Below are 25,933 nucleotides of genomic sequence, written 5' to 3'. Positions count from 1 at the left end.
CTCTATCTAGTTAACGTTCTGATATTGCTCTTAATTCAAGCAACGCTTACTACGCGACAGCGAACATCACGTACAGACCCAGACCTACAGCGATCATCGGGATAGCATCCACCAGACCCATAACGATAAAGAACTGAGTACGCAGCAGAGGAATCAGATCAGGTTGACGCGCTGCGCCTTCCAGGAATTTACCCCCGAGGATGCCGATACCGATCGCAGCACCGATTGCCGCCAGACCCATCATCACAGCGGCAGCCATGTACAGCAGATCCATATTCAGGTTTTCCATGACAGTCTCCAGTTTGTTTCAGTTAAAACGTAGTAGTGTTGGTAAATTAATGCTCTTCAGACGCCATCGACAGATAGACAATCGTCAGAACCATGAAGATGAAGGCTTGCAGCGTGATAATCAGTATGTGGAAAATGGCCCACGGCACATTCAGAATCCACTGTGACCACCACGGCAACAGACCAGCAATCAGAATGAAAATCAGCTCACCAGCGTACATGTTGCCGAACAGTCGCAGACCAAGAGAAACTGGTTTGGACAGCAGGCTTACCCCTTCAAGGATTAAGTTGACAGGAATGAACGCCCAGTGATTGAACGGCTGCAGCGTCAACTCTTTCGCGAAGCCGCCGATGCCTTTCATTTTGATGCTGTAGAACAGAATCAGGATAAACACGCCCAGTGCCATCGACAGGGTGATGTTTACGTCCGCAGACGGAACTACGCGCAGTGCCGGCAGGCCCAGTATATGCTCAGCAATATACGGCAGCAGGTCGATTGGCAGTAAATCCATCAGGTTCATCAGGAAGACCCAGACGAAGATCGTCAGGGCAAGCGGTGCGATAACCTTGCTCTTGCCATGGTACATGTCTTTGACACTGCCATGAACAAAGCCGATTACCAGCTCAATCGCGGTCTGAAATTTCCCTGGTACGCCGCTGGTTGCCTTTTTGGCCACGCTACGGAACATAAGCAGGAACAACAGACCCAGCACCACCGAGAAGAACATGGAGTCAATATTGAGCGTCCAGAAGGTGGCTGGGGGGTTATGCGGATCTACCAGCGAGAAAGTACGCAGGTCCAACTGAAGGTTATTCAGATGGTGCCCTATGTATTCCTGCGGCGTCATATTTTCAGAAGCCATGATGCCTTTTACCCTTTGTTGTTAATTACAGCCGGTGCCAGTATCTGAACCACCAGCACCAAAACCCACGTAACGATCAGCGGTAAGAACACCGCCTTCAAAACCGCCAACGCCACCACAAGCAAAACCAGCATCGCTAACACCTTGAAGGCTTCGCCGAAAGCGAACGACCAGGCCACTCGGCCCTTTGCTGGTGTATGTGCCTGGTGACGCCAGGCAAATATCATAAACAACATATTAGGCAGTAACACTGCCAATCCCCCGCACAATGCGGAGATGCCCCAGAAAGGGTCTTTGAGGCTAAACAGCAATCCACTTGCTATTACCGCCAGAAGCTGTGTGAGCAAAAGCTTACGAGCAACGTTTCGACTCAAGAGCGACATAGACATCACGTTTTTACTCCTGCTCCCTTCGAGGTATGCCGCGTGTCGTATAAAACGTTCTTTATGGCTTAGAGTCAAGCATCAAAAAGCGGTCAAATTATACGGTGCGGCTTCGTGATTTCAAACAATAAGTAGCTAAAAAGTGAATAAATGTTTAAATATTTTTCTCCAGGCCACATTTATTACTTTTCGGCAAACTGTGAACGATCATGCAAAACTGCAAATACCGCGTAAACACTGGCGATAAAGCGTGCACCAGATCACATATTGAACATATTCACCTTCGCACAATTAATTTACGTGGCAAATGATGCCTTTTCATCTTTTTGATATTTAAGCGTAAAAACCGTCACTATTTTAGAAATAGACCCTAACAACAAAAAAACCGCTCATTGACATTTATAATAAATAATTAACACAAAACGGTGATTCTTAGATTCTATTTTTAGCAGACTGATATTTTCACTGTTGACTTGTTTCGCTTTTAACAAAAAACGGTACGTTATAGTTATGATGCAAAACAGTAAGGCAGAGGTGAAATGTAACACCACTTCCCCCCCCTATAACCTTCGGTATTTAACACCTGAAGGCCCACTTTTTTTCTGTTTTTTTTGATAAATATTAAATTTTGTTTGGCTTAATAACCACCAAATGACGCTCACCATCCAGTTGTGGAACCCGTAATTTTACAACTGATTCTACGCTGAACGCCGCAGGCAGTGTGGCGATCTCATCTTCCGGTAATTGCCCTTTTAAAGCATAAAAACGCCCGTTTTGACCAGGTAAATGGTGGCACCAGCTCAACATGTCGTTAAGAGAGGCAAAAGCACGACTTATCACGCCATCAAAAGGAGGCTCGGAAGGGAATTCTTCTACCCTGCTTTGCACTGGAGTGACGTTATCCAGTTTAAGTTCATGTTGTACCTGACGCAGAAAGCGTACGCGTTTTCCCAGGCTATCCAGCAGAGTAAAGTGCGCCTCAGGACGCACGATAGAAAGAGGAATTCCTGGTAAGCCCGGTCCCGTGCCGACATCAATAAAACGCTCGCCCTGCAGATGGGGGGCGACAACAATGCTGTCCAGAATATGGCGCACCAGCATTTCGTTGGGATCCCGCACCGATGTCAGGTTGTACGCTTTATTCCATTTGTGCAGCATATCGACATACGCAATCAGCTGATTTTTCTGGTGATCGGTAAGAGAAATACCAGCATCAGCCAGCAGACGAGAGAGTTTGTTGAGCACGGTCGTTACCTGTTAATAATCAATTACACGCTACGCTACCGCGTATCGGGTCGACAAATTTGCAGGGCGGGTAAGTGAAGCCCCGCCCAAATAGAGTGACTAAGCGCTACGGCGCAGCATACCTTGTTTTTTCAGCCAAACCAGCAGAATGGAGATGGCGGCAGGCGTGACACCAGAAATGCGCGATGCTTGACCGATTGACACCGGTTTGTGATCGTTCAACTTGGCAATAACTTCATTCGACAAACCGGAAACCTGACGATAATCCAGAGTCGCAGGCAGCAACGTGTTCTCGTTACGTTGTTGTCTTTCGATTTCATCCTGCTGACGGGCGATATAACCTTCGTACTTAACCTGGATCTCAACCTGCTCAGCCGCCTGAGGATCATCAAGCGCTGGTGCAAATACAGACAATGACGTCAGCTGTGCATAGGTCATGTCCGGACGACGTAGCAGATCTTCACCACTGGCCTCGCGTGACAGAGGCGTTGCCAGGTGCGCGTTCACTTCCGCGGCAGATTCAGCAAGCGGGTTCACCCAGGTCGATTTCAGACGCTGGCGTTCTTGTTCGATGCGTTCCAGTTTTTCATTGAAGCGCGCCCAACGTTCATCCCCTACCAGACCCAGTTCACGACCAATTTCGGTCAGACGGAGATCGGCGTTATCTTCGCGCAGCATCAAACGGTATTCTGCGCGCGAAGTAAACATGCGGTACGGTTCTTTGGTACCCAGCGTACACAGGTCATCCACCAGCACACCAAGATAGGCCTGAGAACGCGCAGGTGCCCACCCCTCTTTGTCAGCGGACAAGCGTGCGGCGTTCAGACCCGCCAGCAAGCCTTGTGCGGCGGCTTCTTCGTAACCGGTTGTACCGTTAATCTGGCCGGCAAAGAACAGACCCTGAATGAATTTGCTTTCCAGAGTTGGCTTCAGATCGCGTGGATCGAAGAAATCATACTCAATAGCATAGCCAGGACGGACAATTTTGGCATTTTCCATTCCCTGCATAGAGCGGACAATTTGCATCTGCACGTCAAACGGCAGGCTGGTGGAAATACCGTTCGGGTAAATTTCGTTAGACGTCAGTCCTTCCGGTTCAAGGAAGATCTGGTGCTGGTTCCGGTCGGCAAAGCGCATCACTTTGTCTTCGATCGACGGGCAGTAACGTGGGCCGATACCTTCGATCACGCCAGCATACATCGGGCTACGATCGAGGTTATTACGGATCACGTCATGGGTTTTCTCGTTAGTATGCGTGATGTAGCACGGCATCTGGCGTGGATGTTGAGAAACATCGCCAAGGAACGAAAAGACCGGCATTGGGTTATCGCTGTTTTGCTGGCCAAGTACGCTGAAATCGATGGTACGCGCATCGATACGCGGCGGTGTACCGGTTTTCAGACGGCTAACGCGCAGCGGTAGCTCACGCAGGCGACGTGACAGTGGGATAGACGGCGGATCGCCAGCACGGCCACCGCTGTAGTTATCCAGACCAATGTGAATTTTCCCGTCGAGGAAGGTCCCCACGGTTAATACGACCGCTTTGGCACGGAACTTCAGACCCATCTGAGTCACCGCACCAACAACACGATCGTTTTCAACAATCAGATCTTCAACCGCTTGCTGGAAGATCATCAGATTTGGCTGGTTCTCCAGTGCAGTACGTACCGCCTGACGATAGAGCACGCGATCCGCCTGAGCACGGGTGGCGCGAACGGCCGGGCCTTTGCTGGCGTTTAGTATCCTAAACTGGATACCGGCATGGTCAATTGCGGTTGCCATCAGGCCGCCAAGCGCATCCACTTCTTTTACCAGGTGTCCCTTCCCAATGCCGCCAATCGCCGGGTTGCAGCTCATCTGTCCCAGAGTGTCGATATTGTGTGTCAACAGCAGGGTCTGCTGACCCATTCGCGCCGCGGCCATTGCGGCCTCGGTGCCTGCATGACCCCCGCCAATGATGATGACGTCAAAAGGATCCTGATAAAACATGGTAATTGCCTCGCATAACGCGGTGTGAAAATGGATTGAAGCCCGGGCCGTGGATTCTACTCAACTTTAGTCGATGGAGAAAGACCTCGGATCCTGGGTATTAAAAAGAAGATCTTTTTATTTAGAGATCTGTTTTATTGTGATCTCTTATTAGGATCGCAACTATCTGTGGATAAGGGCGATCGTTTGAATAAGATCAACGGGTTGTAGAGGATCATTAGCTGTGAATGATCGGTGATCCTGGTCCGTATAAGCTGGGATCAGAATGAAGGGTTATACACAACTCAAAAACTGAACAACAGTTATTCTTTGGATAACTACCGGTTGATCCAAGCTTTTAACCAGAGTTATCCACATAAAAAAGTACGATCTTTACAAATCTCTGAGCAATGGATGCCAGGATCTCAACCAAATTTCAGCCGGATCTTCCGGAATCTCATGTTCCAGTACGTTGATCCTGAGCGTTTCACCGATCTGTTTCGCCCCGCAGGCCTTCAGTTCAGCTTCCAGCTTGTCAATCGCACCGCAGAACGTGTCATATTCGCGGCTACCAATGCCGATGGCACCAAAGCGTACCTGCGAAAGATCCGGTTTCTGTTCGCGCAATGTGTCATATAAAGGTTGCAGGTTATCAGGAATGTCTCCTGCACCGTGCGTTGAGCTGATTACCAGCCAAATCCCTTGAGTTGGAACCTCGTCGAGCATCGGTCCATGCAGTATTTCGCTGGAAAAACCGGCGTCATCCAGCTTTTCCGCCAGATGTTCTGCTACATATTCCGCACTGCCAAGCGTGCTGCCGCTGATAAGAGTGATATCTGCCATTGATCGCTACCTCGATGAAGAGGCAGCATTGTACGCTGTGAGCGAGTTGGGATCTACCTGTGGAAAACCAGGGGATTAAAAAAAGCGCTCAGGGCTTGATGGTACGCATGATCGGATTCTGCAAGACGATCAAGGTTTCAGTGGACTGAATTTCATCAATTGTTTGGATCTTGTTGATAAGTACCTGTTGCAGGGCATCGATTGATTTACACATCACCTTAATAAAGATGCTGTAGTGCCCGGTGGTGTAATACGCCTCGGTCACTTCATCGAGACTTTCCAGCCTGGCCAGCGCTGACGGATAGTCTTTCGCACTTTTCAGGATAATGCCGATAAAGCAGCCGACGTCATAACCCAGTTGTTTTGGACTGACATCAATACGTGCGCCGGTAATAATCCCAGCCTGCTTCATCTTTTCAACGCGCACGTGGATTGTCCCTGGGCTGACGCCGAACTGTTTGGCTAATTCTGCGTAGGCGGTACGGGCATTTTCCATCAGGGCGTCAAGAATGCCGCGGTCCAGATTGTCGATCTGATAATTTTCCATAGGTTTTTCTTATGTAGATTAATGATTCACTCTATTTTAGACGTTAATTTTAACGAATCAAAATCGAAGTCGGCTTTTTGTTTGTTGATTATTGAATATTACCCTCATTCTGTTGCTTAATCATAGGCAACAGGACACAGGAGTAAACATAATGAAAACCGCTTACATTGCCAAACAACGTCAAATTAGCTTCGTGAAATCTCATTTCTCTCGTCAACTGGAGGAGCGTTTAGGTCTGATCGAAGTTCAGGCTCCGATCCTCAGCCGCGTAGGAGATGGCACGCAGGATAACTTGTCTGGCTGTGAAAAAGCGGTGCAGGTGAAAGTGAAAGCATTACCCGACGCTCAGTTCGAAGTGGTTCATTCACTGGCGAAGTGGAAGCGTCAAACGCTGGGACAACACGACTTCAGCGCGGGCGAGGGGCTGTACACGCATATGAAAGCCCTGCGTCCGGATGAGGACCGTCTCTCTCCGCTTCACTCGGTCTATGTTGACCAGTGGGACTGGGAGCGCGTGATGGGTGACGGTGAGCGTCAATTCTCCACTCTGAAAAGCACAGTAGAGGCTATCTGGGCGGGAATTAAGGCAACCGAAGCTGCGGTAAGCAAAGAATTTGGTCTGGCACCGTTCCTGCCAGAGCAGATCCACTTTGTGCATAGCCAGGAGCTGTTATCTCGCTACCCGGATCTTGATGCTAAAGGTCGTGAACGTGCGATCGCAAAAGAGCTGGGCGCGGTGTTCCTGGTCGGGATCGGCGGCAAACTTAGCGACGGTCACCGTCATGACGTTCGTGCTCCGGATTATGATGACTGGAGTTCCGCTTCCGAGCTGGGCCATGCTGGTCTGAACGGTGATATCCTGGTGTGGAACCCTGTTCTGGAAGATGCGTTTGAACTGTCTTCGATGGGGATCCGCGTGGATGCCGATGCGCTGAAACACCAGCTTGCTCTGACCGGTGATGAAGATCGCCTGAGTCTGGAGTGGCACCAGGCGCTGTTGCGTGGCGAAATGCCGCAGACCATTGGTGGCGGTATTGGGCAGTCACGCCTGACGATGCTGCTGCTGCAGTTGCCGCACATTGGCCAGGTTCAGTGCGGTGTGTGGCCTGCACAGGTCCGTGAAAGCGTCGCTTCTCTGCTGTAAAAAATTAACGCCGCCAGCGTCTGAGCAGGCGGCTTCGCATCCCGGTATCAAAGCGCCAGATATGATCGAAAATGCGCATGATGCCGGGTTTGCCGTGTGCTGACATCGCGACCGCATGAAAACGGTGCTGATGTACCCGCTGTAATTCCCCCACTTTGTTGACAACCTCATCGGGTAATCGCTGGGCGATAAAATCCGAAATCACCACCGCATCGGCATCAAACCATTCCCGACCTTGCATACGTTCAATAATGGCGCGAAAACAGCTGGCAATGTCCGTACCGCCGCGAAAACGCTGGCTTAAAAAACGGATTGCCTGCTCAATGCCTTCCGGACCGGATAGCTCATAGCGCACGACTTCTGTCGAAAATAACATGATGAAACAGCGGCGGTTATCGGCGAGAGCCACGCGCATCAGTGCGAGGCAAAAGGCTTTCGCACACTGTTCGTTAAATCCGCCCATCGATCCCGAGGTATCGACACAGACAATAAACGGTCCACGAGGCTGCTCGTCAAAATCCTGGTGGATAACCGGCCGCTCCGTGACTTTCTCGCGCCAGGCTTCTCCATGCAGGCGGTATGTCAGGAGCTGTTTTTCCACCAGCCGCCGATAGAACTCATATTCCAGTTCGGTAATACCTAATGTGGCCAGTTCGGGGGGGAGTAAACGCAGGATATCATCACTTTGTTGAATGCCATCCACCTGCTCCGGGACGGTAGCCGGTTCACGCACCAGCGTACGGAATGTTTCCATTGGCGCGTCTTTACGCGGCACGGATTTCGCTTCTCTGGAGCGCCCCAACTGTTCGGCCAGTCGCTGAAGTTCGGGTTGTTGCGTCAGGAACTCACCGTATTTCACCATCAGCTGATAATCACCGCGCTTGATTTGACCTGCGCTCATGTCCCACAAACGACCCGCTGCGTTGTCATTTTCCGCCAGCACAGGTTCCAGTTGGCCACTGAGCGTCATCCGTTCCTGCACTTCACTGAGCAACTGTTCGCGTTCTTCTTCCAGTAGCTGCTGATTAAGCGTGGTGGTTTGCACCACCAGGCTCAGGCGCCAGCGCTGGAGAAATAGTGTATGCAGTGCGGGCGTAAACGTACTGTTGTCATCGACCAGTTGCTGCGCTTGCCCGGCCCATGGTGAGTGGAGTCGGTGCAGGAGCGCTAAGATTTGCGGCAGCTGGACGATAAACTGCGGAGTGGAGAGGAGCTGACTTTGCTGATAGCACATAACCTCTTCTGTGAGCTCCGGCGGTACGTGGGTATCTTTGAGGCGGCTACGTAACGCTTCACGCCAGCGGGGGACATCGTCAGTAATTGCTTTTTTTAGCCGGGGAAATTTTTTGAAAAAGACCGCCATCTGCGGGGAAGCCAGCAGTGCGATGATCATCTCTTCGATCATCCCCTCTTCGCCGACCGCCAGCATGATATTCAGCGTATCAAGGGTCAGCATTGTTGTGCCTGTCGGATCTGCGTACCGACGTCCTGCAGGCTGGCCTCAATGCGGCCTAACCAGTCACTATGGATAAACAGACATTTTTGCTGTTCACTAAATTCGCTGTGCTGCTGGTGCCATTCGTTGTCGAGCGCTTCAAGCTGCTGTTTTATCTCACTGGGCATGCCTTCTTCTGATGCACCAGGTAACGCCAGTCGAGAACCCTGTAAGCTGACGTCGCGTACGACCAGGTGCTGAGCGCTGTCGACTTCCATATTCAGCGTCTGGGCAAATCCGATACCGTTTAATTTTCCGCGGATCTCGCCGCCTTTAGTCAGCCATAGCTCCAGAGCGCCGCGTTCAAAGGCAATATGGATAACGTCCATATCATGCAGCTTTAAGGGCTTTTGCAGCAGTAATGTCACGACTGAAGATGTGGCTTCCGGTGGTAAATCATAATGAGGACGGCGGCTGAACATGCCGCCCTGACGAATTACCGTGAAGGCCGTTTTATCACTTTGCTGTTGCTGTAGCTGGATGCGGCGCTGCATTATTGCCCCAAGGCGCGTCAACATTGTCTGCTGCTGCCAGGCGTGCCCGGTCATCAATATTTCGATTTGTTGCTGCATCAGATTCAGGCTTTGCGCGTCGTACCACAGGCAATCTTTCAGCAGAATAAGATCGATTGGTGCAACGGCATCGCGTCCGCTAAAGAAGGCGCTGGCCTGCAACAGGCGGATTGCCTTTTTCCAGCGACGGTCAGAGACGTAAGGGGCGTTCGGTAGCGCATCCAGTTGCTGGCGCAGGGTGAAAATCAATTCAAATACACGATCGGGGAGCGTGATTTTGCCAATGTCTTTTTGCCACTGGTAGTACTCTTCATCCGTCACTTGTAACGTTGTTGGAACGGGGTTGTCACTTTCATCCTGCTGGCTTAACAGCATGGAGCGGAAGTTGGCCTTGTCCTGGACTTTATCCAGCCACAGGCGAATCAGCATACGGTCGTACAATGCTTCCAGGCTGCTGTCCGCTTCAGGTAGTTCGTTGGAGGCCGCGACCAGCAGGCGCATCGGGATTTTCTCCTCGTGTGCGCCGTTGCGGAAGTGGCGTTCGTTAATGGCGGTCAGCAGGGTGTTGAGAATGGCCGGGCCTGCTTTCCAGATTTCATCAAGAAAAACAATTTCGGCTTCAGGAAGATAGCCTGCTGTTAAGCGCTCGTAACGACCTTCATCTTTAAGCGCCTGAATGGATAGCGGGCCAAAGACCTCTTCAGGTGTCGAGAAGCGCGTCATCAGATATTCGAAAGCACGGGCATTTTTAAAGGCAAACTTCAGCCGGCGAGCGATTAAGCTTTTCGCGATCCCTGGAGGGCCTAGTAAGAAGACGCTCTCGCCGCTGAGCGCGGCCAACAGACAAAGGCGAATGGCGTGACTACGTTCATAAAGTCCCTTTTCCAGCGCATTGCTCAGACGGGAAATTCTTTCCGCTAATAAATGTGGGTGAGCCATAATGAAGTGGCGTCCTTTCGCCAAATGTACCGCGTTAAACAGCGAGTATAGATGTTTAGCCCCTGGGCTGTAATAGACTGAAGGCGCGTTTATTTTTCTTTGAGCCAGATTAATCTGGTCTCATTTAGGGGTACGATTTTGCGATTAATCGTGCATACTGTGCGCCTTTTTGTGGGCCAAGGGACGACGCACACATTTCTTATATATACACCAAATCAATCAAGCTGCACCAAGGCGGCAATGGAGTTTTCTCCGGGGATGGGGGGAATAACGAATGCAGCCAACGCGGAGGTAGCTTGAACGATGATGTGTATAAACGAAAGACGAGTCTATGAGCACTGATAATAAGCAATCATTGTCTGCGATTACCCTCGCGGCCATTGGGGTTGTCTACGGTGATATTGGTACCAGCCCACTTTATACGCTTCGTGAATGTTTGTCCGGGCAGTTTGGTTTTGGCGTTGAACGTGATGCCGTGTTTGGTTTTCTCTCGCTGATTTTCTGGCTGCTAATCCTGGTTGTTTCCGTTAAATATCTGTCATTTGTTATGCGTGCTGATAACGCCGGGGAAGGCGGGATCCTGACGCTGATGTCGTTGGCCGGGCGTAATACGTCGGCGCGAACGACCTCGATGCTGGTGATTATGGGATTGATTGGCGGCAGCTTTTTCTATGGCGAGGTGGTTATTACGCCAGCCATTTCGGTGATGTCGGCGATTGAAGGTCTGGAGATTATTGCTCCACAGCTGGATACCTGGATTGTTCCTCTCTCTATTATCGTACTTACCCTGCTGTTTTTGATTCAAAAACACGGTACCGGCATGGTCGGTAAGCTGTTTGCGCCGATTATGCTGATATGGTTCCTGGTACTTGCCGTGCTGGGTGTACGCAGCATTATTGCGAATCCGGAAGTGTTGCATGCCCTAAATCCGTATTGGGCTGTTCATTTCTTCCTGGAATTCAAAACGCTGTCCTTTATTGCGCTGGGCGCGGTGGTGCTGTCGATTACCGGTGTTGAAGCGTTGTATGCGGATATGGGCCACTTCGGTAAGTTACCGATTCGCCTGGCATGGTTCTCCGTCGTATTGCCTTCGCTGGTGTTGAATTATTTTGGTCAGGGTGCGTTGCTGTTAAAGCATCCCGAAGCGATCAAAAACCCGTTCTTCCTGCTGGCACCGGACTGGGCGCTGATTCCGCTGCTGATCCTTGCCGCGCTGGCAACGGTTATCGCCTCTCAGGCGGTGATCTCCGGCGTATTCTCACTGACGCGCCAGGCTGTGCGTCTGGGGTATTTATCGCCGATGCGGATTATCCATACTTCAGAAATGGAATCGGGTCAGATCTATATTCCTTTCGTAAACTGGATGCTTTATTTCGCCGTGGTTATCGTGATCGTGAGCTTTGAGCACTCCAGTAATCTGGCTGCTGCGTACGGTATTGCGGTAACGGGAACGATGGTACTGACGTCCATTCTGTCGACGACCGTGGCGCGGCAAAACTGGCACTGGAATAAATACTTCGTCTTCCTGATCCTGGTTGCGTTCCTGTGCATCGATGTTCCGTTGTTCTCTGCAAACCTCGATAAGCTCGTTTCAGGCGGCTGGTTGCCGCTCTCGCTGGGTCTGGTGATGTTCACGATTATGACGACCTGGAAAAGTGAACGCTTCCGTCTGCTGCGTCGTATGCATGAGCACGGTAACTCTCTGGAGGCGATGATTGCCTCGCTGGAGAAATCCCCACCGGTGCGCGTGCCAGGAACGGCGGTGTATATGTCCCGTGCGTTGAACGTCATCCCGTTTGCGCTGCTGCATAATCTCAAACACAACAAAGTGTTGCATGAACGCGTTATTCTGCTGACGCTGCGCACGGAAGACGCACCCTATGTACACAATGTACGTAGAGTGCAGATTGAGCAATTGTCGCCTACCTTCTGGCGCGTGGTGGCCAGTTATGGTTGGCGTGAAACGCCAAACGTTGAGGAAGTGTTCCACCGCTGTGGCCTGGAAGGCTTAAGTTGCCGGATGATGGAAACCTCCTTCTTTATGTCGCATGAGTCGCTGATTGTTGGCAAACGGCCATGGTATCTGCGCCTGCGCGGTAAGCTGTATCTGCTGTTGCAGCGTAACGCGCTACGTGCGCCGGACCAGTTTGAAATTCCGCCTAATCGGGTGATTGAACTCGGTACTCAGGTCGAGATTTAATGTTGCGAACGCCCTCTTTCACCGTGAAAGGGGGCGTTTTGTTTGACCCCTCTCAGTTTTCTTTTCATCTCATGATAATCCTTGCGAAACGTTTCGATGGCGATCACATTTTCGTAACCTCGCGGTGGTTTTCTGTGCACCTTTCAGACTAAACTTATCGTCAGCGAAACGTTTCGCTAGTGGGGAAAGAAAATGAAGAAAGGCACGGTACTCAACTCTGAAATTTCATCGGTGATCTCCCGTCTGGGGCATACCGATACGCTGGTGGTATGTGATGCGGGTTTACCTATCCCGAATAGCACAGCCCGTATCGATATGGCATTAACCCAGGGCGTACCTTCTTTTATGCAGGTGCTGGATGTGGTCACACGTGAAATGCAGGTCGAAGCGGCCATTCTCGCGACGGAAATTAAACAACATAATCCGCAACTCCACGAAACGTTGCTCAACCACATTGAGCAACTGCAACAACACCAGGGAAACACCATAGAAATTCGTTACACCACGCATGAACATTTCAAAAAACAAACCGCAGACAGTCAGGCGGTAATTCGCAGCGGAGAGTGTTCTCCGTATGCGAATATTATTCTTTGTGCTGGCGTCACGTTCTGAGGCCATCATGAACGCATTACTGCAACTCAAAGGGATCGACAAAGCGTTCCCCGGCGTAAAAGCGCTATCTGGCGCCGCATTGAATGTCTATCCTGGTCGCGTAATGGCGCTGGTAGGCGAAAACGGCGCGGGCAAATCCACCATGATGAAAGTCCTGACCGGTATCTATACCCGCGATGCCGGTTCTTTATTATGGCTGGGGAAAGAAACCACCTTCAACGGCCCAAAATCCTCCCAGGAAGCCGGGATTGGCATTATTCACCAGGAGCTGAACCTGATCCCGCAACTCACCATCGCTGAGAACATTTTTCTTGGCCGTGAGTTTGTAAATCGCTTTGGCAAAATAGACTGGAAGAAGATGTATGCCGAAGCCGATCTGCTGCTCGCCAAACTCAATCTGCGCTTTAAAAGCGACAGGCTGGTGGGTGAGTTGTCGATTGGCGATCAGCAGATGGTTGAAATTGCCAAAGTGCTGAGCTTTGAATCGAAGGTCATCGTGATGGATGAACCGACCGACGCCCTTACCGATACCGAAACCGAATCTCTGTTCCGCGTGATCCGCGAACTTAAATCGCAGGGGCGTGGCATCGTCTATATCTCCCACCGTATGAAAGAGATCTTCGAGATTTGCGATGACGTGACCGTTTTCCGCGACGGGCAGTTTATTGCCGAGCGTGAAGTTGCCTCGTTAACCGAAGATTCGCTGATTGAAATGATGGTGGGACGTAAGCTGGAAGATCAGTACCCGCGTCTGGATAAAGCGCCGGGTGATGTACGCCTGAAAGTCGATAACCTGTGCGGCCCAGGGGTGAACAGTGTTTCATTCACGCTGCGCAAAGGTGAGATCCTTGGGGTATCGGGCCTGATGGGGGCCGGGCGAACCGAATTGATGAAAGTCCTGTACGGTGCACTGCCGCGTACCAGCGGTTACGTCACACTGGATGGCCATGAAGTGGTTACCCGTTCGCCGCAGGATGGCCTGGCTAACGGTATCGTCTATATTTCTGAAGACCGCAAACGTGATGGTTTAGTGCTGGGCATGTCGGTGAAAGAGAACATGTCGTTAACTGCACTGCGCTATTTCAGCCGTGCCGGCGGAAGCCTGAAGCATAAAGATGAGCAGCAGGCGGTAGGTGATTTTATTCGTCTGTTCAATGTGAAAACGCCATCGATGGAACAGGCTATCGGCCTGCTTTCTGGTGGTAACCAGCAAAAAGTGGCGATTGCACGCGGTTTGATGACCCGACCCAAAGTGCTGATCCTCGATGAGCCAACACGCGGCGTTGATGTTGGCGCCAAGAAAGAAATCTATCAGCTTATCAACCAGTTTAAGGCCGATGGGCTGAGCATCATTCTGGTCTCCTCTGAGATGCCAGAAGTATTGGGCATGAGCGATCGAATTATCGTTATGCATGAAGGGCATCTCGGCGGTGAGTTCACTCGCGAGCAGGCCACTCAGGAAGTATTAATGGCTGCCGCTGTGGGCAAGCTTAATCGCGTGAATCAGGAGTAAAAAAGATGACAACCCAGGCTGTTTCTGGTCGCCGTTATTTCACTAAAGCATGGCTTCTGGAGCAAAAGTCGCTCATCGCTCTGTTAGTGCTGATTGCGATTGTTTCCACCATGAGCCCGAACTTTTTTACTGTTAATAACCTGTTCAACATTCTCCAGCAAACGTCGGTAAACGCCATTATGGCCGTTGGCATGACGCTGGTCATCCTGACGTCGGGTATCGATCTGTCCGTTGGTTCCCTGCTGGCGCTCACCGGTGCGGTTGCTGCTTCCATTGTAGGAATTGAAGTCAACGCACTGGTCGCCGTCGCGGCAGCATTGGCGCTGGGCGCTGCTGTTGGTGCGTTAACCGGGGTGATTGTCGCAAAAGGTCGCGTACAGGCATTTATCGCCACGCTGGTGATGATGCTGCTGCTGCGTGGTGTGACGATGGTGTACACCAATGGGAGTCCGGTAAATACCGGCTTTACCGACAATGCCGATCTGTTTGGCTGGTTTGGTATTGGTCGTCCGTTAGGCGTCCCGACGCCGGTGTGGATTATGGGGATTGTCTTCCTGGCGGCGTGGTACATGCTGCATCACACCCGTCTGGGCCGATATATCTATGCGCTGGGCGGTAACGAAGCGGCAACGCGTCTGTCTGGTATCAGCGTCAGTAAAATCAAAATCATCGTTTATTCACTCTGTGGGCTGCTGGCTTCGCTGGCGGGCATCATTGAAGTGGCGCGTCTTTCCTCTGCACAACCCACGGCGGGTACCGGTTACGAGCTGGATGCTATCGCTGCGGTGGTGTTAGGCGGTACAAGCCTTGCGGGCGGTAAAGGACGAATTGTTGGGACGCTGATCGGAGCATTGATTCTTGGTTTCCTCAATAATGGTTTGAATTTGTTAGGTGTATCCTCCTATTACCAGATGATCGTCAAAGCGGTGGTGATTTTGCTGGCGGTACTGGTAGACAACAAAAAGCAGTAACAACGATTACAGGACATCTTAAATATGAACATGAAAAAACTGGCTACCCTGGTTTCTGCTGTTGCGCTGAGCGCCACCGTGAGCGCGAATGCGATGGCGAAAGATACCATTGCGTTGGTGGTCTCCACGCTTAATAACCCGTTCTTTGTCTCCCTGAAAGATGGCGCGCAAAAAGAGGCGGATAAGCTGGGCTACAACCTGGTTATTCTGGATTCACAGAATAACCCGGCGAAAGAACTGGCAAACGTTCAGGACCTCACGGTTCGTGGAACAAAAATACTGCTGATTAACCCGACGGACTCCGATGCCGTGGGTAACGCTGTGAAGATGGCTAACCAGGCGAAGATTCCGGTTATCACTCTCGACCGCGTAGCGTCTAAAGGTGAAGTGGTAAGCCATATTGCGTCTGATAACGTGCTGGGCGGCAAAATTGCGGGTGATTACATCGCGAAAAAAGCCGGTGAAGGCGCGAAAGTTATCGAACTGCAGGGCATTGCCGGAACGTCCGCGGCGCGTGAGCGTGGCGAAGGTTTCCAGCAGGCCGTTGCGGCACACAAATTTAACGTACTGGCCAGCCAGCCGGCAGACTTCGACCGTACCAAAGGCCTGAACGTCATGCAGAACCTGCTGACCGCACATCCTGATGTGCAGGCGGTATTTGCCCAGAACGATGAAATGGCGCTGGGTGCATTGCGCGCACTGCAAACTGCGGGTAAATCTGATGTGATGGTGGTTGGATTTGACGGCACACCTGATGGCGAAAAAGCAGTAAATGATGGCAAACTGGCTGCGACTATTGCTCAGTTGCCGGATCAGATTGGCGCGAAAGGCGTTGAGACTGCGGATAAAGTCCTGAAAGGCGAGAAGGTTCAGGCTAAATATCCGGTTGACCTGAAGCTGGTCATCAAGCAGTAATACCGATTCAGGTCGCTCGTGGCCTGATGGAGACATAAATACGCCATCGTTAGACCTGGTTCTGAAGATGAAAGCGTAAAAAGAAAAGCAGGGCACGCGCCACCCTAACCCGGTGGCGCACTTTGACTTGGAATACCTAACATGAAAACCGCAGGCAACCTCGTTGTTCTTGGCAGCATTAATGCCGATCACATCCTCAACCTTAACTCTTTCCCGACACCGGGTGAAACCGTAACCGGTAGTCAATATCAGGTGGCGTTTGGCGGTAAAGGCGCGAATCAGGCGGTTGCTGCAGGGCGTAGTGGCGCGAATATCGCGTTCATTGCCTGTACGGGTGATGACGATATTGGCGAAAGTGTGCGTAAACAGTTAGCCCGCGATAATATTGATATTGCCCCGATTAGCGTTATTTCGGGTGAATCGACCGGTGTGGCGTTGATTTTTGTGAATGCCGAAGGTGAGAACGTTATCGGTATTCATGCCGGCGCGAATGCTGCTCTTTCTCCGGCGTTAGTCGAAGCACAGCGTGACCGTATTGCTCAGGCGTCTGCGTTACTGATGCAATTAGAATCACCGATCGAAAGCGTGTTGGCTGCGGCAAAGATAGCGCAGCAAAACAAGACTACGGTTGCCCTGAATCCGGCCCCGGCACGTGAACTATCTGACGAGCTGCTGGCGCTGGTAGATATTATTACCCCAAATGAAACCGAAGCTGAAAAACTGACGGGTATCCGGGTAGAAAACGATGAAGATGCAGCTAAAGCGGCGCAGGCATTGCACGCGAAGGGTATTCATACTGTACTGATTACCTTGGGAAGTCGCGGTGTTTGGGCCAGCGTAAACGGTGAAGGTCGTCGTGTGCCCGGGTTTAAAGTGGATGCTGTTGATACTATCGCTGCCGGAGATACCTTTAACGGCGCGTTAATCACAGCGTTACTGGAAGAGACTCCGCTATCGGAAGCCATCCGTTTTGCACATGCTGCCGCGGCGATTGCGGTCACACGTAAAGGTGCACAGCCTTCCGTTCCATGGCGTGAAGAAATCGAAGCGTTTTTAAGTCAACAGAGGTAACGCTTGGCTACAATGAAGGACGTTGCCCGCCTGGCGGGTGTCTCCACGTCGACGGTTTCTCACGTCATTAATAAAGATCGCTTTGTCAGTGAAGCGATCACTGACAAAGTTGATGCGGCGATCAAAGCGCTTAACTATGCGCCTTCCGCGTTGGCGCGTAGTCTCAAACTGAATCAGACCCGCACTATTGGCATGTTAATCACAGCCAGTACCAATCCCTTTTACTCTGAGCTGGTTCGTGGTGTTGAACGTAGCTGCTTTGAGCGCGGTTACAGCCTGGTGTTGTGCAACACCGAAGGTGATGAGCAGCGTATGAACCGTAATCTGGAAACGTTGATGCAAAAGCGGGTAGACGGCTTGCTACTGCTCTGCACGGAAACACATCAGCCTTCCAAAGAAATCATGCAGCGTTACCCTTCTATACCCACCGTGATGATGGACTGGTCGCCTTTCGATGGTGAAAGCGATCTGATTCAGGATAACTCCCTGTTAGGTGGGGATTTAGCCACCCAGCATCTTATCGAAAAAGGGTTTACGCGCATTGCCTGCATCACGGGCCCTCTGGATAAAACACCGGCGCGTCTGCGTCTGGAAGGGTATCGTGCGGCAATGAAGCGTGCAGGGCTGGCTATCCCGGACGGTTACGAGATCACCGGTGACTTCGAGTTTGGCGGTGGGTTTGAAGCTATGCAAACGCTGTTGTCGCATAAAGACCGCCCACAGGCAGTTTTTACCGGCAATGATGCGATGGCGGTTGGAGCATATCAGGCTTTATATCAGTCTGGATTGCGTATCCCGCAGGATATGGCGGTAGTCGGTTATGATGACATAGAACTGGCGCGCTATATGACGCCGCCGCTGACAACTATTCACCAACCGAAAGATGAGTTGGGCGAACTGGCCATTGATGTGTTAATCCACCGTATGGCACAGCCCGCATTGCAGCAGCAGCGCTTGCAGCTTACTCCCGTTCTGGTGGCGCGGGGGTCGGTTTAGGCTTATGCCGCTCTTTGATCAGATTGCGCCCATCTTTGGCTCTTAACAGCATAAACATCAGCGCCGATACGACGGTGATCGCGCCCATTGTAATAAAGGTATAGTGGAACTGTTCGACCGTATTGGTTCCTTCCATACCTTCGTAGATACGCAGAACCGCGGCACTGATGGCAACCCCTAAACTAATAGACAGCTGCTGCGTAACGGCTAAAACGCTGTTGCCGCTGCTGGCGTTCTCATCAGTCAAATCTGCCAGGGTAATGGTATTCATCGAGGTAAACTGGGTGGACATCGCCATACCTAAAATGAACAGTGGCAGGATTAGCATCCAGACCGGCATGGCTGGAGACTGCAACGAGAACTGTGCAATCATCAGGCCGATGAACACCGTAATACCTACCAGTGTGGTCCGGTAGCCGAGCCGGCGCAGTACCTGCGTCACCATCGATTTCGCCAGAATGGAGCCCAGCGCTGTCGGAGCCATCATGCAACCGGCAATGAGTGCCGGGTATCCAAATCCTACCTGCAGCATTAGCGGCATTAAGAACGGTACGCATCCCGTTCCCAGGCGAGTAGCAAGGTTTCCGGCGATGCCAACAGAAAAGGTTCGCGTTTTAAAGATAGGAAGCGCAATCAGCGGTGTCGGATGGCGACGCGCATGACGGATGTAGGCGAGCAGTAGCACAATGCTGGTGAGAATAATGCCAAGTGCGACCCAACTGGCAACAAGTTTCTCGCCAAACAACTCAACACCGCTGGAAAACAGCACCAGGCTTAGACCAAAGAGAAAGAAACCGGTCATATCGAAGCCGCGGCGTGGTGTGGTGAAGTTCGGCATATATTTGCGGGCATAGAAGATACCGGCAATGCCGATGGGAATATTAATCAGGAAGATCCAGTGCCAACTGGCCCACGTTACCAGCACGCCACCCAGCACCGGACCTAAAATCGGTCCAACAAGACCGGGCATGGTCACGAAATTAAGTACGGGGAGCAGTTCGCTGCGCGGGTAAGCACGCAATAATGCCAGACGGGCAACAGGCATCATCATTGCGCCACCGATACCCTGTATCACACGGAAAACCACCAGTTCACTTAATGAGCTGGAAAGTGCACAAGCCAACGATCCCAACGTAAACAGGCTAACGGCAATCATAAATACGCGCCGGGTCCCGAATCTGTCAGCCAACCATCCACTCACTGGGATCAGCATAGCGACGGTCAGGGTATAGCTGATAATGGCTGATTGCATGGCAAGCGGGGAGCGGTTCAGACTATGTGCTATTGCGGGTAAGGCCGTGTTGAGGATAGTGGCATCTAATGCCTGCATAAAAAAGGCCATGGCGGCTATCCATGGTAATCCAGCCATACTGCGCGATTTCTTTTCTGACATAGATTATTTATCCGGGAGCTCGTTCGGGGCTATCAGTAATGCCTGACAAGCGGCAAAGGCGCGTTCGCCATCGCTATCTTCTATTGCATCGACAATGGCCTGGTGCAAATCCAGCTTGACCACATCGTTATAGGTAATCGACGTAAAGTAGGTCTGATAAACGGAATGGAACAATGATGCGAAGGATATCAGGAATGGATTCGCGCTCATTTCATAAATGTGCTCATGCCAGGCAATATCAACTTCAATCCAACGTTCGCGTCTGAAGTTTCTTTTCAGCTCGACCATCTCTTCCATTAATGTATTGAGATGGGCTTTCTGCTCTGCCGTACCAATCGTCGCCGCCAGCGAACACGCCTGAGGCTCCAGGCTAATACGCATCACCAGAAAGTGTTTAATGACCTGTGGGAAATTATCTTCCGTCATCCACCAGGTGAGCAGCTCCTGATCGAGGAAGTTCCAATTTGCCTGCGGCATAACGCGTGTACCAATGCGTGGGCGCGGTAATACCATACCTTTAGCCGTTAATGTCTTAACTGCTTCCCTTACCGCAGTTCGGCTCACGCCAAACTGATCGCCCAGCTCAATTTCACCAGGCAGGATGGCGCCGGGTGCATATTCACCTTTTAATATTCTCTGAGCCAGCTTTTCTGCCAGAACATAGGAAAGATTCTTTTGGGCAGCTATCTGTTGGGCATTTAAAGGCATGAATGTTCTTCCTTACGCTTTTTCTTATTCATTAGTATGCCATCAGGGAGTGTGATTGCGGCTGCAAAAACGGCAAATTGCTTATTTTATGGCATGTTAATGGTGGTTTTGGTGAAAAAACACGCAGTCGGAAAGTTATTTTAAATTTCCCCTTGTCAGCCTGAAATAACTCCCTATAATGCGCCTCCACTGACACGGAACAACGGACTACAAGCCGCCGGGTCAGCGGGGTTCCACTGAGAACTCCGGCGAAGAAAGCGAAATTAAATGCTTGACTTCGTGGCGGGATGGCTTAATATGCACACCCCGCGCCGCTGAGAAAAAGCGAAGCGGCACTGCTCTTTAACAATTTATCAGACAATCTGTGTGGGCACTCGAAGATACGGATTCTTAACGTCGCAAGACGAAAAATGAATACCAAGTCTCTTGAGTGAACATACGTAATTCATTACGAAGTTTAATTCACGAGCATCAAACTTAAATTGAAGAGTTTGATCATGGCTCAGATTGAACGCTGGCGGCAGGCCTAACACATGCAAGTCGAACGGTAGCACAGAGGAGCTTGCTCCTTGGGTGACGAGTGGCGGACGGGTGAGTAATGTCTGGGAAACTGCCCGATGGAGGGGGATAACTACTGGAAACGGTAGCTAATACCGCATAACGTCGCAAGACCAAAGAGGGGGACCTTCGGGCCTCTTGCCATCGGATGTGCCCAGATGGGATTAGCTAGTAGGTGGGGTAACGGCTCACCTAGGCGACGATCCCTAGCTGGTCTGAGAGGATGACCAGCCACACTGGAACTGAGACACGGTCCAGACTCCTACGGGAGGCAGCAGTGGGGAATATTGCACAATGGGCGCAAGCCTGATGCAGCCATGCCGCGTGTATGAAGAAGGCCTTCGGGTTGTAAAGTACTTTCAGCGAGGAGGAAGGGGATGTGGTTAATAACCGCATTCATTGACGTTACTCGCAGAAGAAGCACCGGCTAACTCCGTGCCAGCAGCCGCGGTAATACGGAGGGTGCAAGCGTTAATCGGAATTACTGGGCGTAAAGCGCACGCAGGCGGTCTGTCAAGTCGGATGTGAAATCCCCGGGCTCAACCTGGGAACTGCATCCGAAACTGGCAGGCTAGAGTCTTGTAGAGGGGGGTAGAATTCCAGGTGTAGCGGTGAAATGCGTAGAGATCTGGAGGAATACCGGTGGCGAAGGCGGCCCCCTGGACAAAGACTGACGCTCAGGTGCGAAAGCGTGGGGAGCAAACAGGATTAGATACCCTGGTAGTCCACGCCGTAAACGATGTCGACTTGGAGGTTGTGCCCTTGAGGCGTGGCTTCCGGAGCTAACGCGTTAAGTCGACCGCCTGGGGAGTACGGCCGCAAGGTTAAAACTCAAATGAATTGACGGGGGCCCGCACAAGCGGTGGAGCATGTGGTTTAATTCGATGCAACGCGAAGAACCTTACCTACTCTTGACATCCACGGAATTTAGCAGAGATGCTTTAGTGCCTTCGGGAACCGTGAGACAGGTGCTGCATGGCTGTCGTCAGCTCGTGTTGTGAAATGTTGGGTTAAGTCCCGCAACGAGCGCAACCCTTATCCTTTGTTGCCAGCGGTCCGGCCGGGAACTCAAAGGAGACTGCCAGTGATAAACTGGAGGAAGGTGGGGATGACGTCAAGTCATCATGGCCCTTACGAGTAGGGCTACACACGTGCTACAATGGCGCATACAAAGAGAAGCGACCTCGCGAGAGCAAGCGGACCTCATAAAGTGCGTCGTAGTCCGGATTGGAGTCTGCAACTCGACTCCATGAAGTCGGAATCGCTAGTAATCGTGGATCAGAATGCCACGGTGAATACGTTCCCGGGCCTTGTACACACCGCCCGTCACACCATGGGAGTGGGTTGCAAAAGAAGTAGGTAGCTTAACCTTCGGGAGGGCGCTTACCACTTTGTGATTCATGACTGGGGTGAAGTCGTAACAAGGTAACCGTAGGGGAACCTGCGGTTGGATCACCTCCTTACCTTAAAGAAACGTACTTTGTAGTGCTCACACAGATTGTCTGATGAAAAGTAAATAGCAAGGCGTCTTGCGATTGAGACTGACACGTCCCCTTCGTCTAGAGGCCCAGGACACCGCCCTTTCACGGCGGTAACAGGGGTTCGAATCCCCTAGGGGACGCCACTTGCTGGTTTGTGTGAGTGAAAGTCGCCGGCCGAAGTATCTCAAAACAGACTTCCGAGTCTTGTTTGAGATATTTGCTCTTTAAAAATCTGGATCAAGCTGAAAATTGAAACGACACACTGTGTCTGTTCTCCGTAATAAGAACAGATAAATGGTGTGTTCGAGTCTCTCAAATTTTCGCAACACGATGGTGTTTTACGAAACATCTTCGGGTTGTGAGGTTAAGCGACTAAGCGTACACGGTGGATGCCCTGGCAGTCAGAGGCGATGAAGGACGTGCTAATCTGCGATAAGCGTCGGTAAGGTGATATGAACCGTTATAGCCGGCGATTTCCGAATGGGGAAACCCAGTGTGTTTCGACACACTATCATTACGTGAATACATAGCGTAATGAAGCGAACCGGGGGAACTGAAACATCTAAGTACCCCGAGGAAAAGAAATCAACCGAGATTCCCCCAGTAGCGGCGAGCGAACGGGGAGCAGCCCAGAGTCTGAATCAGCATGTGTGGTAGTGGAACGGTCTGGAAAGTCCGACGGTACAGGGTGATAGTCCCGTACACAAAATCGCATGTGTTGTGAACTCGAAGAGTAGGGCGGGACACGTGGTATCCTGTCTGAATATGGGGGGACCATCCTCCAAGGCTAAATACTCCTGACTGACCGATAGTGAACCAGTACCGTGAGGGAAAGGCGAAAAGAACCCCGGCGAGGGGAGTGAAAAAGAACCTGAAACCGTGTACGTACAAGCAGTGGGAGCCTCTTTATGGGGTGACTGCGTACCTTTTGTATAATGGGTCAGCGACTTATATTCTGTAGCAAGGTTAACCGAATAGGGGAGCCGAAGGGAAACCGAGTCTTAACTGGGCGTTAAGTTGCAGGGTATAGACCCGAAACCCGGTGATCTAGCCATGGGCAGGTTGAAGGTTGGGTAACACTAACTGGAGGACCGAACCGACTAATGTTGAAAAATTAGCGGATGACTTGTGGCTGGGGGTGAAAGGCCAATCAAACCGGGAGATAGCTGGTTCTCCCCGAAAGCTATTTAGGTAGCGCCTCGTGAATTCATCTTCGGGGGTAGAGCACTGTTTCGGCTAGGGGGTCATCCCGACTTACCAACCCGATGCAAACTGCGAATACCGAAGAATGTTATCACGGGAGACACACGGCGGGTGCTAACGTCCGTCGTGAAGAGGGAAACAACCCAGACCGCCAGCTAAGGTCCCAAAGTCACAGTTAAGTGGGAAACGATGTGGGAAGGCACAGACAGCCAGGATGTTGGCTTAGAAGCAGCCATCATTTAAAGAAAGCGTAATAGCTCACTGGTCGAGTCGGCCTGCGCGGAAGATGTAACGGGGCTAAACTGTGCACCGAAGCTGCGGCAGCGACACTATGTGTTGTTGGGTAGGGGAGCGTTCTGTAAGCCGTTGAAGGTGTCCTGTGAGGGGTGCTGGAGGTATCAGAAGTGCGAATGCTGACATAAGTAACGATAATGCGGGTGAAAAACCCGCACGCCGGAAGACCAAGGGTTCCTGTCCAACGTTAATCGGGGCAGGGTGAGTCGACCCCTAAGGCGAGGCCGAAAGGCGTAGTCGATGGGAAACAGGTTAATATTCCTGTACTTGGTGTTACTGCGAAGGGGGGACGGAGAAGGCTATGTTAGCCGGGCGACGGTTGTCCCGGTTTAAGCATGTAGGCGGGAAGTTTAGGTAAATCCGGACTTCTTTTAACGCTGAGGTGTGATGACGAGGCACTACGGTGCTGAAGTAACAAATGCCCTGCTTCCAGGAAAAGCCTCTAAGCATCAGGTAACATCAAATCGTACCCCAAACCGACACAGGTGGTCAGGTAGAGAATACCAAGGCGCTTGAGAGAACTCGGGTGAAGGAACTAGGCAAAATGGTGCCGTAACTTCGGGAGAAGGCACGCTGATATGTAGGTGAAGTGATTTACTCATGGAGCTGAAATCAGTCGAAGATACCAGCTGGCTGCAACTGTTTATTAAAAACACAGCACTGTGCAAACACGAAAGTGGACGTATACGGTGTGACGCCTGCCCGGTGCCGGAAGGTTAATTGATGGGGTTATCCGTAAGGAGAAGCTCTTGATCGAAGCCCCGGTAAACGGCGGCCGTAACTATAACGGTCCTAAGGTAGCGAAATTCCTTGTCGGGTAAGTTCCGACCTGCACGAATGGCGTAATGATGGCCAGGCTGTCTCCACCCGAGACTCAGTGAAATTGAACTCGCTGTGAAGATGCAGTGTACCCGCGGCAAGACGGAAAGACCCCGTGAACCTTTACTATAGCTTGACACTGAACACTGGTCCTTGATGTGTAGGATAGGTGGGAGGCTTTGAAGCGTGGACGCCAGTCTGCGTGGAGCCGACCTTGAAATACCACCCTTTAATGGCTGGTGTTCTAACGTAGACCCGTGATCCGGGTTGCGGACAGTGTCTGGTGGGTAGTTTGACTGGGGCGGTCTCCTCCTAAAGAGTAACGGAGGAGCACGAAGGTTAGCTAATCCTGGTCGGACATCAGGAGGTTAGTGCAAAGGCATAAGCTAGCTTGACTGCGAGAGTGACGGCTCGAGCAGGTGCGAAAGCAGGTCTTAGTGATCCGGTGGTTCTGAATGGAAGGGCCATCGCTCAACGGATAAAAGGTACTCCGGGGATAACAGGCTGATACCGCCCAAGAGTTCATATCGACGGCGGTGTTTGGCACCTCGATGTCGGCTCATCACATCCTGGGGCTGAAGTAGGTCCCAAGGGTATGGCTGTTCGCCATTTAAAGTGGTACGCGAGCTGGGTTTAGAACGTCGTGAGACAGTTCGGTCCCTATCTGCCGTGGGCGCTGGAGAATTGAGGGGGGCTGCTCCTAGTACGAGAGGACCGGAGTGGACGCATCACTGGTGTTCGGGTTGTCATGCCAATGGCATTGCCCGGTAGCTAAATGCGGAAGAGATAAGTGCTGAAAGCATCTAAGCACGAAACTTGCCCCGAGATGAGTTCTCCCTGAGACTATAAGTCTCCTGAAGGAACGTTGAAGACGACGACGTTGATAGGTCGGGTGTGTAAGTGTAGCGATACATTGAGCTAACCGATACTAATGAACCGTGAGGCTTAACCTTACAACGCCGAAGATGTTTT

The 25,933-nt window shown here is 51.4% G+C and carries 19 protein-coding genes, 1 tRNA gene and 2 rRNA genes; 11 read left to right on the top strand and 11 right to left on the bottom strand.

Annotated features, from left to right (window positions below; genetic code table 11):
• Window positions 1–49: 49 nt before the first annotated feature.
• From atpE to asnC, 7 genes are all read right to left on the bottom strand, one after another.
• Entirely contained in the window at window positions 50–289 is a 240-nt protein-coding gene (atpE, locus tag HV261_RS02375; protein ID WP_000429386.1) for a F0F1 ATP synthase subunit C, read from the bottom strand.
• A gap of 46 nt (window positions 290–335) precedes the next feature.
• On the bottom strand, window positions 336–1,151 hold the full coding sequence (gene atpB / locus HV261_RS02370; protein WP_005121454.1) for a F0F1 ATP synthase subunit A: 816 nt from the start codon (window positions 1,149–1,151) through the stop codon (window positions 336–338).
• Window positions 1,152–1,159: 8 nt separating this feature from the next.
• On the bottom strand, window positions 1,160–1,540 hold the full coding sequence (gene atpI / locus HV261_RS02365) for a F0F1 ATP synthase subunit I (protein ID WP_045449005.1): 381 nt from the start codon (window positions 1,538–1,540) through the stop codon (window positions 1,160–1,162).
• A gap of 615 nt (window positions 1,541–2,155) precedes the next feature.
• Window positions 2,156–2,779, bottom strand: coding sequence for a 16S rRNA (guanine(527)-N(7))-methyltransferase RsmG (gene rsmG, locus HV261_RS02360; protein ID WP_202037335.1), 624 nt, complete (start codon window positions 2,777–2,779; stop codon window positions 2,156–2,158).
• Window positions 2,780–2,878: 99 nt separating this feature from the next.
• Entirely contained in the window at window positions 2,879–4,768 is a 1,890-nt protein-coding gene (mnmG, locus tag HV261_RS02355; RefSeq protein ID WP_061066899.1) for a tRNA uridine-5-carboxymethylaminomethyl(34) synthesis enzyme MnmG, read from the bottom strand.
• 372 nt (window positions 4,769–5,140) lie between these two features.
• Window positions 5,141–5,590 carry an FMN-binding protein MioC gene (gene mioC, locus HV261_RS02350; protein ID WP_202037334.1) on the bottom strand — a complete coding sequence of 150 codons (450 nt, stop codon included), beginning with the start codon at window positions 5,588–5,590 and terminating at the stop codon, window positions 5,141–5,143.
• An 88-nt stretch (window positions 5,591–5,678) separates the two neighbouring features.
• Window positions 5,679–6,137 (bottom strand): transcriptional regulator AsnC, encoded by a 459-nt coding sequence (asnC, locus tag HV261_RS02345; protein ID WP_003023780.1) that lies wholly within the window; start codon window positions 6,135–6,137, stop codon window positions 5,679–5,681.
• A gap of 151 nt (window positions 6,138–6,288) precedes the next feature.
• On the opposite strand from asnC, the gene asnA reads away from it, so the two are divergent.
• Complete coding sequence (gene asnA, locus HV261_RS02340; protein WP_005121446.1) at window positions 6,289–7,281, top strand: aspartate--ammonia ligase; 993 nt, start codon at window positions 6,289–6,291, stop codon at window positions 7,279–7,281.
• Window positions 7,282–7,285: 4 nt separating this feature from the next.
• Here asnA and viaA read toward each other — a convergent pair whose 3' ends face one another.
• Together viaA and ravA are read right to left on the bottom strand one after the other, a co-directional pair.
• On the bottom strand, window positions 7,286–8,737 hold the full coding sequence (gene viaA, locus HV261_RS02335; RefSeq protein WP_137381317.1) for an ATPase RavA stimulator ViaA: 1,452 nt from the start codon (window positions 8,735–8,737) through the stop codon (window positions 7,286–7,288).
• The gene (ravA, locus tag HV261_RS02330; protein ID WP_202037333.1) at window positions 8,731–10,227 is read right to left on the bottom strand and encodes an ATPase RavA; all 1,497 of its coding nucleotides are present in this window, start codon (window positions 10,225–10,227) and stop codon (window positions 8,731–8,733) included. The genes viaA and ravA overlap by 7 nt, the downstream gene beginning before the upstream one ends.
• A gap of 331 nt (window positions 10,228–10,558) precedes the next feature.
• Here ravA and kup point away from each other — a divergent pair, with 331 nt between their 5' ends.
• From kup to rbsR, 7 genes are all read left to right on the top strand, one after another.
• On the top strand, window positions 10,559–12,427 hold the full coding sequence (gene kup / locus HV261_RS02325; RefSeq protein ID WP_048213793.1) for a low affinity potassium transporter Kup: 1,869 nt from the start codon (window positions 10,559–10,561) through the stop codon (window positions 12,425–12,427).
• Between the two features lie 192 nt (window positions 12,428–12,619).
• Entirely contained in the window at window positions 12,620–13,039 is a 420-nt protein-coding gene (rbsD, locus tag HV261_RS02320) for a D-ribose pyranase (protein ID WP_137381319.1), read from the top strand.
• A gap of 7 nt (window positions 13,040–13,046) precedes the next feature.
• Window positions 13,047–14,552 (top strand): ribose ABC transporter ATP-binding protein RbsA, encoded by a 1,506-nt coding sequence (gene rbsA / locus HV261_RS02315; protein WP_137381320.1) that lies wholly within the window; start codon window positions 13,047–13,049, stop codon window positions 14,550–14,552.
• A 5-nt stretch (window positions 14,553–14,557) separates the two neighbouring features.
• A complete protein-coding gene (gene rbsC, locus HV261_RS02310) occupies window positions 14,558–15,523 on the top strand; it encodes a ribose ABC transporter permease (RefSeq protein ID WP_137381321.1) in 966 nt (321 codons plus the stop codon).
• Between the two features lie 24 nt (window positions 15,524–15,547).
• Window positions 15,548–16,438, top strand: coding sequence for a ribose ABC transporter substrate-binding protein RbsB (gene rbsB, locus HV261_RS02305; protein WP_003023760.1), 891 nt, complete (start codon window positions 15,548–15,550; stop codon window positions 16,436–16,438).
• 141 nt (window positions 16,439–16,579) lie between these two features.
• Window positions 16,580–17,509 carry a ribokinase gene (gene rbsK / locus HV261_RS02300; RefSeq protein WP_137381322.1) on the top strand — a complete coding sequence of 310 codons (930 nt, stop codon included), beginning with the start codon at window positions 16,580–16,582 and terminating at the stop codon, window positions 17,507–17,509.
• A 3-nt stretch (window positions 17,510–17,512) separates the two neighbouring features.
• Window positions 17,513–18,505, top strand: coding sequence for a ribose operon transcriptional repressor RbsR (gene rbsR, locus HV261_RS02295; protein ID WP_202037332.1), 993 nt, complete (start codon window positions 17,513–17,515; stop codon window positions 18,503–18,505).
• On the opposite strand, the gene HV261_RS02290 is transcribed toward rbsR, so the two are convergent.
• Window positions 18,471–19,898: a multidrug transporter subunit MdtD gene (locus HV261_RS02290; RefSeq protein ID WP_202037331.1), complete on the bottom strand. Its 1,428-nt coding sequence runs from the start codon at window positions 19,896–19,898 to the stop codon at window positions 18,471–18,473. The genes rbsR and HV261_RS02290 overlap by 35 nt on opposite strands.
• Before the next feature lie 3 nt (window positions 19,899–19,901).
• On the bottom strand, window positions 19,902–20,606 hold the full coding sequence (locus HV261_RS02285) for a FadR/GntR family transcriptional regulator (RefSeq protein ID WP_048213796.1): 705 nt from the start codon (window positions 20,604–20,606) through the stop codon (window positions 19,902–19,904).
• A gap of 479 nt (window positions 20,607–21,085) precedes the next feature.
• On the opposite strand from HV261_RS02285, the gene HV261_RS02280 reads away from it, so the two are divergent.
• The 3 genes from HV261_RS02280 to HV261_RS02270 all read left to right on the top strand — a co-directional run bounded on the left by HV261_RS02280 (window position 21,086) and on the right by HV261_RS02270 (window position 25,914).
• A 16S ribosomal RNA gene (locus HV261_RS02280) occupies window positions 21,086–22,627 on the top strand.
• 85 nt (window positions 22,628–22,712) lie between these two features.
• A tRNA-Glu gene (locus tag HV261_RS02275) sits at window positions 22,713–22,788 on the top strand.
• A 219-nt stretch (window positions 22,789–23,007) separates the two neighbouring features.
• Window positions 23,008–25,914, top strand: a 23S ribosomal RNA gene (locus tag HV261_RS02270).
• The 16S and 23S rRNA genes sit together here with 1 tRNA gene alongside, the layout of an rRNA operon.
• Window positions 25,915–25,933: the final 19 nt, after the last annotated feature.

This window comes from Citrobacter sp. RHBSTW-00671, from assembly GCF_014103415.1.
Classification (GTDB): Bacteria; Pseudomonadota; Gammaproteobacteria; order Enterobacterales; family Enterobacteriaceae; genus Citrobacter.
The sequence above is the reverse complement of the archived record's forward strand: the minus strand, read 5'-3'. Positions and strand labels throughout refer to the sequence as shown.

What these genes read in the sequence shown, in the direction of transcription:
- atpE (WP_000429386.1), bottom strand. Translation starts at nt 289, where the DNA reads ATGGAAAACCTGAATATGGATCTGCTGTACATGGCTGCCGCTGTGATG.
- atpB (WP_005121454.1), bottom strand. Translation starts at nt 1,151, where the DNA reads ATGGCTTCTGAAAATATGACGCCGCAGGAATACATAGGGCACCATCTG.
- atpI (WP_045449005.1), bottom strand. Translation starts at nt 1,540, where the DNA reads ATGTCTATGTCGCTCTTGAGTCGAAACGTTGCTCGTAAGCTTTTGCTC.
- mnmG (WP_061066899.1), bottom strand. Translation starts at nt 4,768, where the DNA reads ATGTTTTATCAGGATCCTTTTGACGTCATCATCATTGGCGGGGGTCAT.
- mioC (WP_202037334.1), bottom strand. Translation starts at nt 5,590, where the DNA reads ATGGCAGATATCACTCTTATCAGCGGCAGCACGCTTGGCAGTGCGGAA.
- asnC (WP_003023780.1), bottom strand. Translation starts at nt 6,137, where the DNA reads ATGGAAAATTATCAGATCGACAATCTGGACCGCGGCATTCTTGACGCC.
- asnA (WP_005121446.1), top strand. Translation starts at nt 6,289, where the DNA reads ATGAAAACCGCTTACATTGCCAAACAACGTCAAATTAGCTTCGTGAAA.
- viaA (WP_137381317.1), bottom strand. Translation starts at nt 8,737, where the DNA reads ATGCTGACCCTTGATACGCTGAATATCATGCTGGCGGTCGGCGAAGAG.
- ravA (WP_202037333.1), bottom strand. Translation starts at nt 10,227, where the DNA reads ATGGCTCACCCACATTTATTAGCGGAAAGAATTTCCCGTCTGAGCAAT.
- kup (WP_048213793.1), top strand. Translation starts at nt 10,559, where the DNA reads ATGAGCACTGATAATAAGCAATCATTGTCTGCGATTACCCTCGCGGCC.
- rbsD (WP_137381319.1), top strand. Translation starts at nt 12,620, where the DNA reads ATGAAGAAAGGCACGGTACTCAACTCTGAAATTTCATCGGTGATCTCC.
- rbsA (WP_137381320.1), top strand. Translation starts at nt 13,047, where the DNA reads ATGAACGCATTACTGCAACTCAAAGGGATCGACAAAGCGTTCCCCGGC.
- rbsC (WP_137381321.1), top strand. Translation starts at nt 14,558, where the DNA reads ATGACAACCCAGGCTGTTTCTGGTCGCCGTTATTTCACTAAAGCATGG.
- rbsB (WP_003023760.1), top strand. Translation starts at nt 15,548, where the DNA reads ATGAACATGAAAAAACTGGCTACCCTGGTTTCTGCTGTTGCGCTGAGC.
- rbsK (WP_137381322.1), top strand. Translation starts at nt 16,580, where the DNA reads ATGAAAACCGCAGGCAACCTCGTTGTTCTTGGCAGCATTAATGCCGAT.
- HV261_RS02290 (WP_202037331.1), bottom strand. Translation starts at nt 19,898, where the DNA reads ATGTCAGAAAAGAAATCGCGCAGTATGGCTGGATTACCATGGATAGCC.
- HV261_RS02285 (WP_048213796.1), bottom strand. Translation starts at nt 20,606, where the DNA reads ATGCCTTTAAATGCCCAACAGATAGCTGCCCAAAAGAATCTTTCCTAT.